The 12,563-nt window shown below is 74.0% G+C and carries 1 protein-coding gene and 4 pseudogenes; 1 reads left to right on the top strand and 4 read right to left on the bottom strand.

The features are described from left to right. Positions 1–267: 267 nt before the first annotated feature. Positions 268–1,317, top strand: a complete 1,050-nt coding sequence (locus tag AC4IHM_RS33135; protein WP_490870660.1) for a methyltransferase — start codon at positions 268–270, stop codon at positions 1,315–1,317. Positions 1,318–1,403: 86 nt separating this feature from the next. Here AC4IHM_RS33135 and AC4IHM_RS33130 read toward each other — a convergent pair. From AC4IHM_RS33130 to AC4IHM_RS33115, 4 pseudogenes are all read right to left on the bottom strand, one after another. Then, positions 1,404–2,534: pseudogene (locus AC4IHM_RS33130) on the bottom strand (beta-ketoacyl reductase); the annotation flags it as partial. A gap of 1,038 nt (positions 2,535–3,572) precedes the next feature. Then, a pseudogene (locus AC4IHM_RS33125) lies at positions 3,573–7,770 on the bottom strand (beta-ketoacyl synthase N-terminal-like domain-containing protein); the annotation flags it as partial. A gap of 210 nt (positions 7,771–7,980) precedes the next feature. Further along, a pseudogene (locus AC4IHM_RS33120) lies at positions 7,981–8,760 on the bottom strand (SpnB-like Rossmann fold domain-containing protein); the annotation flags it as partial. 24 nt (positions 8,761–8,784) lie between these two features. Then, positions 8,785–12,535 (bottom strand): annotated as a pseudogene (locus AC4IHM_RS33115) (type I polyketide synthase); the annotation flags it as partial. Between the last annotated feature and the right edge of the window lie 28 nt (positions 12,536–12,563).

Raw genomic sequence — 12,563 nt, 5'->3', positions numbered from 1 at the left:
TCCGCGCGGGCCGTCCACGCGGGCGTCTCGCGGTCCTGTGCGGGCAGTAGAGATGGTGCTGAGAAGCGGGGTTCACCAGCATCGGTGGGAGCCACAGTTACGAACGGCGTCGGCGCGCGGACGCGGGGCGGCCGGGCCGGTGGTCGGGGCGCGGGCGGCCGTGCGTCCGTAACGGCGGGGTTCGTCGTTGTCGCTCGGTTTTCGCCCGCCTAGCGTGCCGGGACCACCGTGGCGTGCCGGCCGACGCCTTTCCTTCCCGGGAGAACGATGAAGAACGCCGTCCACGAAGACGATCCGGTCCTCGAACGCTTCCACTTCCTCGTCAACGCTCCGGCGTTGTTCAACGCCGTCACCACCGCCGCCGAGTTGAGGATCTTCGCTTTCCTGTCGGGGAGTCCCGGCGCGAGTGCGGCGGAGATCCGCTCGTTCTGCGGCCTGCCCGCGCACCAGCTGCGGGTGCTGCTCCAGGCGGTCTGTGCGACGGGGCTGCTGGAGCGTCGGGACGGTGTCTACCACAACTCGTCCGTCGCCGAGGAGTTGCTGGCCGCGGACGAGGAGCCGGACAGTTGGAGTCACATTCTGACCGGTTGGAAGGAGGTCTACTATCCGGCGTTCGCGGACATGACGACGGCGCTGCGGGCGGGCACCAACACCGCTCTGGCCGCCCACCCCGGCGACGAACCGACCCTGTACGGGCGGCTGTCCCGCGATCCCGCGCTGGAGGAGGTCTTCCACCGGGCGATGACCGCCTTCACGCTGCGCTCGGTCGACGCGCTGGTCGGGCATCCGGTCTTCGGGGACGTACGGCATGTGCTCGACGTGGGCGGCGGTGACGGCAGCACCTCGGCGCGGCTGGTCGCCCGCCGTCCGAAGCTCAGGACAACGGTGTTCGACATGCCGAGCGTCTCCCGGCTCGCGGCCGGCACGGAGGCGGGGGACCGGCCCGACCGGGTGAGTGTGGTGCCCGGTGACATCTTCACCGATCCGTTCCCCGAGGGGCCGGACGCGGTGCTGTTCAGCCATGTGCTGGAGATCTTCGACGAGGACTCGATCCTGTTCCTGATGAAGAAGGCGTACGACGCGCTGCCGGCGGGCGGCAGGGTCATGGTGTACGGCTACCACGTCTCCGACGACGAGACGGACGGGGTGTTCGGCGCCCGGCTCGGGCTGTACTTCAACGTGCTGGCGAGCGGCCGGGGCATGGCCTATCCGGCGCGGGACTACGAACGGTGGCTGCGCGCGGCCGGGTTCGAGGAGGTCGGGACCGTTCCGGGGCTGCCCTACGAACACGGGCTGAGCCTGGGCGTCAAGCGCTGACCGCCCGGAACGGGGCAGCGGGGCCGGCCTTGGGGCCGGCCCCGCCGTGCTGCCGGGGCTTCGGTGACATGCCGGCACCGGTGGTGTCAGTCGCGGTCTCGGGGGCGCAGCCGGGGACGCGGCCGGGTGGGTGAGTCCGCGCAGAGTTCGAGCAGATGGCCGGCGAGGGTGTCCGGGGTGGGGCAGTCGAGAACGGTGGCGGCGCTGATCTGGAGGCCGGTCGCGGCGCCGAGGCGGTTGCGCAGCCGGGTCGCGGTGAGCGAGTCGAAGCCCATCTCGACGAAGCCGCGGTCGGGGGCCACCACGTCGTCGGTGTCGTGTCCCAGCACCAGGGCGGCGTGGGTGCGCACGAGCCGCAGCATTTCGGCGCTCCGTTCCCCGGCGGGCAGCTTCCCGAGGCGGCGCCGGAACTCCTGCGGGTCCTGGGCGTACCGCTCCTCGCGCACGGTACCGGCACCGCGTGCCGCGTCGCGCAGCGCCGGGACGCCGTCGAACAGCCTGGCCGGCGGCCGGGCTCCGGGAGTGGCGGCGGCGTGGGCCGCGAGGCGCCGCCAGTCGGCGTCGAAGACGAGGATCCCGGTCTCCCGGGCACGGACGACACGGTCGAGGGCCCGCAGGGCGAGGTCGGGGTCCAGCGGGACCAGTCCGTCGTCACGCGCGTCCTCGTCGGCGCCGGCCTCCGGCCGCCAGGCTAGGCGGGTCACGGGCAGTCCTGCGGCGTGGCGCTCTTCGGCCAGGGCGTCCAGGAGGGCCTCGGCCAGGGCCTGTCCTGCCTGTCCGGGGGCGCCGACGGTGGCGCTGAGGCCGGTGAGGAGGACGAGGGCGGCCGGCTCGGTGCGGTCGCGGGTGAGGTCGTGCAGGTTCCGGGCGGCGGCCTGGGCGCCGGTCCGCAGTGCCTCCTGGAGCCCGGTGGCGGTCTGTCGGGCGAGCGTATCGCCGCCGGACGCGGTGCCGGTGAGCACGACGACGGTCAGCGGGCCGGTCGTGGGGACGCCGTCCAGGAGGGCGGCCGCTTCGGCCCGGTCGCCGAGGTCTCGGGCGACGATGTCGGCGCGTGTGCCGAGGGCGGTGAGTTCGGCGCGCAGGGCATCGCTCGCGTCGGCGGCCTCCGGGTCCGCCGGGTTCCCCGGATCGGGACGGCGCACGAGCAGGAGGTGTTCGGCGCCGCCGCGGGCGAGGTGCCGGGCGATCTGCCGGGCGAGCGGGCCGATGCCGTCGGTGACGACGAGGACCGTGCCGGTGGGCGGCCATGGGGCGGGATCGGGGGCGGGCGTGGTGGCGGGTGCCTGGACGACGCGGCGGGCGAAGAGTCCGGCGCCGCGGACGGCGAGGTCGTACTCGGAGTCGCTGCCGCTGTCCTTTGCGCCGACGGCCGCGCTGTGCGCGAGGACTTGGGCGAGTCGGCCGCCGGTCCAGCCGTCGATCCGCTCGGGCAGGTCGACGGTGCCCGTCCACTGCCCGCAGGACTCCAGGACGGCGACGCGTCCGAGCGCCCGCACTCCGAGTTGCTCGGGGTGCGCGACGCGCTCGGCGGCGCCGACCGCCGCCGCGGCGCGGGTGGCGTGCCATACGGGGACATTGCTGCCGCTCTCCTCCAGGGCGCGCAGGAGCGCCAGGGTGAGCGCGGCCCCCCGTGGCACCGCCTCGTGCCCGGGGTGCCGTCCGGGGGCGAGGGCGAGCAGCGACAGCACGCCGGAGACGGGACCGAAGTCGTCCGCCGCGGCCCGGAGTTGTCCGGCCAGGGAGTCGTCGCCCGTGACGGACACGAGGACCGGCTTCGTGCCCTCGGCGGACAGTGCCTCGGCGAGGCCGGTGACCCACGGGTCGCCGGCCTGCTCAGCGGGGACGGGGAGGATCCAGGTGCCGGCCGGTGCCGCCGGGGGGACGGGGGTCGTTGTCCAGGCGGCGCGGTGGCACCACCCGGCGATACGGGCGTCCTCGTCGCGTCGACGCCGGTAGGCGGCCAGCAGCGGCAGCAGTGTGGCCGTCGACTCGGCGTCTCCGAGGCCGAGTTCGGCGGCGAGGGCCACGTCGTCGGCGCCGGGGAGGACCGTGTCGGGCCGATCGGCGGGGCGCCGGGGGCCGCCGTCCGTGGCCAGGCCGTCCGAGGGCAGCCAGTAGTCGGCCCGCTGGAAGGCGTACGTGGGCAGGTCCACGGCGTGCGGCGCACCGTCCGGGACGGCGAGTACGGCGGACCAGTCGACGTCGGCGCCGCGCACGAAGAGCTGCCCCGCTGCCCGGATCAGGGCGGCGGCCTCGTCCTCCTCCGCGCGCAGCGTCGGGACGAACTCGGCCTCGGGAGCGCTGTCCTGGCCCACCGCGGACAGTACGGCGTCGGGGCCGATCTCGACGAAGGTGGTCACCCCCTCGGCGGCGAGCGCGGCGACCCCGTCGGCGAAGCGGACCGGCTCCCGCACGTGCCGTACCCAGTGCTCGGCCTCCACCGGGCGGTCCGAGGGCAGGAACCCGCCCGTCAGATGGGACATGACCGGGATCTCGGGCACGGCGCGGGCGAGATCGGCCAGTTCGGCGCGCAGGGGGGCCAGGACGGGTTCCATGAGCGGCGAGTGGAAGGCGTGGGACACCGTCAGCCGACGGGTCCGCGCACCGCGTTCCTCAAGGCGGGCGACGATGCCGGCGACGGCGTCCTCCGCGCCGGACAGGACGACGGAGTCGGGGCCGTTGACTGCGGCGAGGCCCACCTCGTGGGCACGGCCGGCCAGCAGCGGCTCGACCTCGGCCTCGGGCAGCCGTACGGCGACCATCGAGCCGCCTTCGGGCAGGTTCCGCATGAGCCTGCCACGGGCGGCGACGAGCGTGCACGCGTCGGCGAGGGTGAGCGCACCGGCGACATGGGCCGCGGTGATCTCGCCGACGGAGTGGCCCGCGACCACGTCGGGGCGCAGGCCCCAGGAGGCGAGGAGCCGGTACAGCGCGACTTCGACCGCGAACAGCGCGCACTGGGCGTGGAGCGTGCCGGTGAGGGTGCGCGCGGCGCTCTCGCCGGTGTCGAAGACGACATCGCGCAGGGGCGGTTCGTCGGGGAGCAGGGTGTCGAAGCGGGCGCAGACGGTGTCGAAGGCGGCGGCGAAGACCGGTTGGGTGCGGTGCAACTGTCCGGCCATGCCCGCGCGCTGGCTGCCCTGCCCGGTGAACAGGACGGCCGTACGCCCGGCCGGTGCGCCGCCCGTCACCAGGTGGGGCGCGGGCCGGCCGGCGGCGAGCGCCTCAAGTCCCGACGCGAGCTGCTCGTGCCGTTCGCCGGTGACGACGGCCCGGTGTGCGAACAGCGATCGCCGGGTCGTGAGCGCTACGGCCAGATCGCGCGGGGCCGGCGTGGCGTCGGCCGGGCACCGCCGCAGCTGTGCGAGGAGGCGGCGGGCCTGGTCGCGCAACGCGTCCGGGGAGCGTCCGGAGAGTACCCAGGGCACGGTGCCGGCCGGCTCGGGGACCTCACGGGTGGTGCCTGCGGCCGGGGCGGGCTCCTCCCGTGGAGCCTCCTCGATGATCACGTGGGCGTTGGTGCCGCTGATGCCGAAGGAGGACACGCCGGCGCGCCTGGGCCGGTCGGTGGCGGGCCAGGCCACGGGCTCACGCAGCAGCTCGACGGCGCCGCTCGTCCAGTCGACGTGGTCCGACGGCTTGTCGAGGTGCAGGGAGCGGGGCAGTACGCCGTGGTGGAGGGCCTGCACCATCTTGATGACGCCGGCCGCCCCGGCGGCGGCCTGGGTGTGACCGATGTTGGACTTCACCGAGCCGAGTCGTACCGGGGGCTCACCGGCGTCGCGGTCGGCGCCGTAGGTGGCGAGGACGGCCTGCGCTTCGATCGGGTCGCCCAGCCGGGTGCCGGTGCCGTGCGCCTCCACGGCGTCGATGTCGGCGCTCGTGAGGCGGGCGTCGGCGAGGGCGGCGCGGATCACGCGCTGCTGGGAGGGTCCGTTGGGAGCGGAGAGCCCGTTGGAGGCGCCGTCCTGGTTGGTCGCCGTGCCGCGTACCAGGGCGAGGACGCGGTGTCCGTTGCGACGGGCGTCCGAGAGCCGTTCCACCAGCAGGACGCCGGCGCCCTCGGCGAGGGAGGTCCCGTCCGCGGCGTCGGCGAACGGCTTGCAGCGGCCGTCCGGCGCCAGGCCGCGCTGCCGGCTGAAGCCCATGAGGGCGCCGGGCCCCGGCATCACCGCGACTCCCCCGGCCAGGGCGAGGTCGCACTCGCCCGCGCGCAGCGCCCGTACGGCCAGGTGCAGGGCGACGAGGGACGACGAGCAGGCGGTGTCCACGGTGACGGCCGGGCCTTCGAGGCCGAGGACGTATGCGATCCGTCCGGACACCACGCTGCCGGCGGTGCCGGTGATGAGGTGGCCTTCGGTGCCCTGCCCGGCCTGGTGCAGGCGGGGGCCGTACTCCTGGTAGTGCGAGCCGACGAACACTCCGGTCCGGCTGCCGCGCAGGGTCGCCGGGACGATGCCGGCCCGCTCGACGGCTTCCCAGCCCGTTTCGAGGAGCAGCCGCTGCCTGGGGGTCGGTGGCCAGGGCCTCCACCGGGGAGATGCCGAAGAACTCGGCGTCGAAGCGCCCGGCGTCGTGCAGGAAGCCGCCCTCCCGGACGTAGGCCCGGCCGGGTGTGTCGGGGTCGGGGTCGTACAGGGCGTCGAGGTCCCAGCCGCGGTTGGCGGGCAGCGGGCCGATGGCGTCGCCGCCGGAGTCGACGAGGCGCCACAGGTCCTCCGGGGTGGTGACGCCTCCGGGGTAGCGGCAGGCCATGCCGACGACGGCGATCGGGTCGTGGGCTGTTGGCGTCGCGAAGGTCTCGTGGTCGTCCGGGCCGGGGTCGGCGGTTGTGTGCTGCGCTCCCAGGATCTCGTCGAGGAGGTGTCCGGCGAGGGCGGAGCAGTTGGGGTGGTCGAAGGCCAGCGTCGCGGGCAGCCGCAGCCCCGTGGCGGTGCCGAGCCGGTTGCGCAGGTCGACGGCGGTGAGCGAGTCGAGTCCCAGGTCCTTGAACGCCCGGTCCGGCGCGATCGCGTCCGCGTCGGCGTGCCCGAGCACGGTGGTCACCTGGGTGCGGACCAGGTCGAGCAGAGTGGTCCTGCGCCCGGCGGGTGGCTGTCGGAGCAGGGAGTTCCGCAGCGCGGCGGCCCGGTCCGCGGTGCCGGGGGCGGCCTCGGTGAGGCTGCGGCGCCGGGGCGCGGCCGGTTTCCGGACCAGGCCGCGCAGCATGGGGTGGCCTGCGGCGTCACCGGCCGCCGGGGAGCGGGTGTCGAGGCGGGCGGCCAGGACCGCGGCCTCGGGGGAGCGTTCGGCGGTGTCGAGGAGGCGCAGTCCGTCTTCGGTGGGCATCGGCAGCACACCCATACGACGCATCCGCGCGAGGTCCGCCCGCTCCAAACCCCCCGTCATCGCACTCCGCTCCTCCCACAACCCCCACGCCACCGACACACCCGACAACCCACGCGAGCGCCGAAACGCCGCCAACCCGTCCAAAAACGCATTCCCCGCCGCATAATTCGCCTGACCCCCAGCCCCCAACACCCCCGCGGCCGAAGAAAACAACACAAACAAACCATCCGAACCCGCCATCACCTCATGCAGATTCCACCCACCCACCACCTTCGCCGCCAGCACACCCCGCAACCGCTCCCCCGACAACCCCTCCACCACCACGTCATCCAGCACACCCGCCGCATGCACCACCCCCGACACACCACCCGGCAACCCCGCAACCACACCCCCCAACGCCACCCGATCCGCCACATCACACACCACCACCCGCACCTCAGCACCCCACCCCGACAACTCCCCCACCAAACCACCCACATCACCACCACCACGACTCAACAACACCAACCGCCGCACACCCCGCACCCCCACCAAAAACCGCGCCACCACCCCACCCAACACACCCGAACCACCCGACACCAACACCCAACCACCCCCACCACCAACAGACTGCGAAACCCCCGTGGACCCCACCGGAACACTCAACACCAACTTCCCCACATGCCCCGCCCGACCCATCAACCCGAACGCCTCACCAGCCCGCCGCACATCCCACTCCCGCCTCGGCAGCAGCTCCAGCACACCGGCCTCGAAGAGCCGGATCACCTCCCGCAGGATCTCCCCCGTGCGATCGGGCCCCGCTTCCGCCAGGTCGAAGGCGCGATACGTCACGCCCTCATAGGCAGCCGCGACCTCCCCCGGGTCCCGCACGTCCGCCTTGCCCAGCTCCACGAACCGGCCCCCCGGACGCACCAACCCCAACGAAGCATCCACCAACTCCCCCGCCAACGAATCCACCACCACATCCACCCCCGACCCGAACACCTCCGCGAACCCCACCGACCGCGACGAAGCAATCCGGTCCCCCGCAACACCCAACCCCCGCACCACCGCCCACTTCGACTCACTCGCCGTCGCACACACCTCCGCCCCCAACCACCGCGCCAACTGCACCGCAGCCATCCCCACACCACCCGCAGCCGCATGCACCAACACCGACTCACCCACCCGCACACCCGCCACATCCACCAACGCGTAGAACGCCGTCACAAACGCCACCGGCACCGAAGCCGCCTCAACAAACGACCAACCCTCCGGAACCCCCACCACCACCCGCTCATCCACCACGGTGAACGAGCCGAACCACTCGCCTCCCAGCCCCATGACGCGGTCGCCGACGGCCACGCCGGTCACACCGGATCCGATCTCGACGACCACACCGGCGCCCTCGCTGCCCATCCGCGCGTTCTCCGCGTCGGGGTAGGTGCCCAACGAGACGAGCACGTCACGGAAGTTGACGCCGGCGGCTCGGACCTCGACGCGTATGTCGCGCTCGCCGAGCGGCCGGGTCGCCGCCGTCGACGCGACCGGGGTGAGCCCGTCGAGGGCCGCTCCCGGAGTGGTTCGCAACTGCCAGGAGCCGTCGGGCAGTTCCCGGGTGTCGGGTACCGTGCCGAGCCGCGGGACGAGGATTTCGCCCCGCCGGAGGGCCAGTTGGGGCTCCCCGGTGCCCAGGGCGGAGGGCAGGGCGGCGAGCGAGGCCGGGTCGTGGTCGAGGTCGGCCAGGACGAATCGGCCGGGGTGTTCCGACTGCGCGGATCGCACCAGGCCCCAGACGGGCGTGGCGGCCAGGTCCGGCACGCCCTCGCCCGCCCCTGCGGCCACGGCTCCCCGGGTGACCAGCACCAGCCTGGCCCCGGTGGCGGCGAGCGTCTCGTCGGCCAGCCAGGACTGCACGAGTGCCAGCGCGCGGCCGGCGGTGGCCAGGGCCTCCTGTGCCGTGTCTTCTTCGGTGTCGGCCAGGACCGCCGGGTCCCGGCCGACGCCCGTCATGACGTACGCCGGTGTCGGGCACCGGCCGTCGGCCAGTTGCCCGGCGAGGGTGGTGAGGTCGTCGTGGCGTGAGGCGATCCCGTCCAGTTCGGGACCGAGGGAGTCCGGGCCCACGACCGCGAGGGCCGGGACGGCGGGCTCCCCGTCGGTGGCCGGCATCGGTACGGGGGTCCAGTTCACGCGGTGCAGGGCGGCCCTGCCGCTCCCACCGGTGCCGGTCGTCGCGTCTGCGTCCTGGAGGGGCCGGGTCACCAGTGCCTCGGCCGATGCCACCGGCCGGCCGGTGTCGTCCGTCACGAGCACCGACATGCCACCGCCGGAGATCGGCGTCAGCCGTACCCGCAGGCTCGACGCCCCGGTGGCGTACAGGGACACACCGGTCCACAGGAACGGCAGTTCCACGGAGGTGAGGTCGTCCGCGCGTGCCGGCCAGGCGTGCAGGGCGGCGTCCAGCAGCACCGGGTGCAGTCCGAAACCGTCGGCGCTGCGACGGGCCTCGTCGGGCAGCGCGACCTCGGCGTAGATCTCGTCGCCCCGGCTCCAGACGGCGCCGAGGCCGCGGAAGGCGGGGCCGTAGGAGAGTCCGGCGGTGGCGAGCCGCTCGTACAGTCCATTCGTGTCGACCTGTCGGGCGCCGTCGGCGGGGGGCCAGGTCTCGAGTCCGGCGGGTTCGCGGTGGTCGCCGGTGGCCGTGAGGGTGGCGCGGGCGTGCCGTGCCCAGACGCCCTCGGTGTCGCAGACGTACACGCCGACGGCCCGGCGGCCGTCGGCGTCCTCGGGGCCGCCCACCGTGATCTGGACGCGCAGGGGGCCGCCGTCCGCGGGAAGCACGGTCGGTGTCTCGATGCTGAGTTCTTCGAGCCGGGCGCAGCCGACGGCGTCGCCCGCGCGCAGCAGGGTCTCGACGAGGGCGGTACCCGGGACGACCGTCCGGTCCGCGACCGTGTGGTCGGCGAGCCAGGGGTGGGTGCGCAGTGACCAGCGGCCGGTGAACAGGTGGCCGTCGCAGTCGGGCAGGGGCACGCCCGCGTCGAGCAGTGGATGCCCGACGGGTTCCATGCCGGTGGCGGCGGCGCCGGCGGCCGCGGTAGTGCCGGAGTCGAGCCAGTGGCGGCGCCGCTGGAAGGCGTACGTCGGCAGGTCGACGTGGCGCGCGCCGGTCGCGTCGAACACGCGGGCCCAGTCCACCGGTGTTCCCGCGACGTGGGCCTCGGCGAGGGACCTGAGCAGCCGGGGTTCGCCTGCGTCGCCGCGGCGCAGCGTCGCGACGACCGACACGTCACTGCCGTGGTCCTCGGCGGTCCGCTCCACGCCGGGGGTGAGCACCGGGTGCGGGCTGATCTCGACGAAGTGGCGGAATCCCGCGTCGAGCAGGGCGCGCAGGGTGTCCTCGAAGCGCACCGGGGAGCGGAGGTTGCGGTACCAGTAGGTGGCGTCCAGCGTGGTCGTGTCGGCTTTCCCGGCGGTCACCGTGGAGTAGAACGGCACGTCGCAGAGGCGTGCGGACACGCCGGTCGCCGCCTCCTCGACACGGGCGCGGATCTCTTCCACGTGTGCCGAGTGGGAGGCGTAGTCGACCGGGATGCGGCGCGCCCGCACACCGTCGGCCTCGTACGCGGCGATCAGTTCGTCCAGCGCCGCCGCGTCGCCGGAGACCACGAGGTGCGAGGGTCCGTTGACCGCGGCGACGGACAGGGCGCCGTGGTGGGAGTCGACGGCGCGGCGTACGTCGTCCGCCGGTGCCGCGACGGAGGCCATGCCGCCGCGCCCGGCGAGAGCGGTCAGCGCCCGGCTGCGCAGGGCCACCACTTGTGCCCCGTCCTCCAGGGCCAACGCACCCGCCACCACCGCGGCGGCGATCTCGCCCTGCGAATGGCCCACGATCGCGGCCGGTCGGACTCCGTAGGACTGCCACACCGCGGCCAGCGACACCATGATCGCCCACAGCGCGGGCTGGACGACCTCCACCCGTTCCAACGCGGCCTCGTCCCGCAGCGCTTGAAGCAGCGGAATGTCGAGATGGGGCGCGAGCGCCGCGGCGCACTCGTCCATCCGTCGGGCGAACACCGGTGAGGCGTCCAGCAGTTCCAGTGCCATGCCGGTCCACTGCGAGCCCTGCCCCGGGAAGACGAAGACGGGGCCGATGCCGTCGTGGACCGTGCCGGACACGAGTTCGGCGGGTTCCCCGCCCGAGGCGTAGTGCCGCAGCAGTTCCGTGCCGTCGGCGTGTCCCCGGGTGAGGAGCACGGCCCGGTGGTCGAAGGCGCTGCGGGCGGTGGCGAGGGTGAGGCCGATGTCGGCGGGCGACCGGCCGGGGTGCGGTGCGGTGTGGGCGGCGAGCCGCGCGGCCTGGTCGCGCAGTGCCGCGGCGGACTTGGCCGACAGGACCCAGGGCACGAGAGGTTGCGTCCGGGGGGTCTCCTCCACCGGTGCCTCGTCGGCGCGAGTCTCTTCGCCGACCTGTGTCTCCTCTCCTGCCCGAGTCTCTTCGCCTGCCCGAGTCTCTTCGACGCCCGGTGCCTCTTCGAGGACGACGTGGGCGTTGGTGCCACTGACGCCGAACGACGACACCCCGGCCCGGCGCGGCCGTTCGCCCCGGGGCCAGGGGACGGCTCGGGTGAGGAGGCGCAGGGTACCGGCGGACCAGTCGACATGCGGTGACGGCTCGTCGGCGTGCAGGGTGCGCGGCAACTCCTGGTGCCGCAGGGCCAGTACGGTCTTGACGATGCCCGCGACACCGGCGGCGGCCTGGGTGTGCCCGATGTTCGACTTGACGGAGCCCAGCCACAACGGCCGCTCCGGATCCCGTCCCTGACCGTACGTCGCAAGCAACGCCCCGGCCTCGATCGGATCCCCCAGCCTCGTCCCCGTACCGTGCGCCTCCACCGCGTCCACGTCCGACGGGACCAACTCGGCGTCCGCCAACGCCGCCTGGATCACTTCCTGTTGTGCGGGACCGTTCGGAGCGGAGAGGCCGCTGGCTGGCGCCGTCCTGGTTGACCGCCGTGCCGCGGACGACGGCGAGGACGCGGTGTCCGTTGCGCCGGGCGTCGGAGAGCCGTTCAAGACAGAGCACGCCGGCGCCCTCGGCCGGACCGAAGCCGTCGGCGTCCGCCGAGAAGGGCTTGCACCGGCCGTCGGGTGCCAGGCCGCGCTGACGGCTGAACCCCATGAAGGTGCCGAGGGTGGGCATGACGGTGACGCCGCCGGTGAGGGCGAGGTCGCACTCGCCCTGGCGCAGTGAACGCACGGCCAGGTGCAGGGCGACGAGGGAGGACGAGCAGGCGGTGTCCACCGTGACGGCGGGCCCCTGGAGCCCGAGCGTGTAGGCGATGCGGCCGGAGAGGACGCTGGTCGTGGTGCCGGTCATCAGGTGGCCCTCAAGGCCGTCGGCGGCGTCCAGGCGGGGCCCGTAGTCGAGCGCGACGGCGCCCACGAACACGCCGGCGGCTCGGCCCTTCAGGGCGGCGGGGTCGATGCCCGCCCGTTCGACGGCTTCCCACGACGCTTCGAGGAGCAGGCGCTGCTGGGGGTCCATCGCGTCGGCCTCACGCGGGGAGATTCCGAAGAAGCCGGCGTCGAAGTCGCCGGCGTCGTGCAGGAAGCCGCCCTCCTTGACGTAGGTGCGTCCGGGCGCGTCCGGGTCGGCGTCGTAGTGGGCCTCGGTGTCCCAGCCCCGGTCGTCGGGGAACGGGGTGATGGCGTCGGCACCGTCGCGGACGAGGTGCCAGAGTTCCTCGGGGGTGCTGACACCGCCGGGGAAGCGGCAGGCCATGCCGACGACGGCGATCGGTTCGTGGGCCGCGGCCTCGATCTCGCGCAGCCGTCCCCTGGTGTGGTGCAGGTCGGCGGTCACCCGGCGCAGGTAGCCGAGGAGCTTGTCATCTTCCGGCATCAGGGCCTCACATGGTCTTGCCGCGGTG

This window comes from Streptomyces sp. SL06 (assembly GCF_058244745.1).
This window is presented reverse-complemented; position numbering and strand designations above follow the sequence as displayed.

Coding starts and splice junctions, on each gene's coding strand:
- AC4IHM_RS33135 (WP_490870660.1), top strand. CDS start 268: ATGAAGAACGCCGTCCACGAAGACGATCCGGTCCTCGAACGCTTCCAC.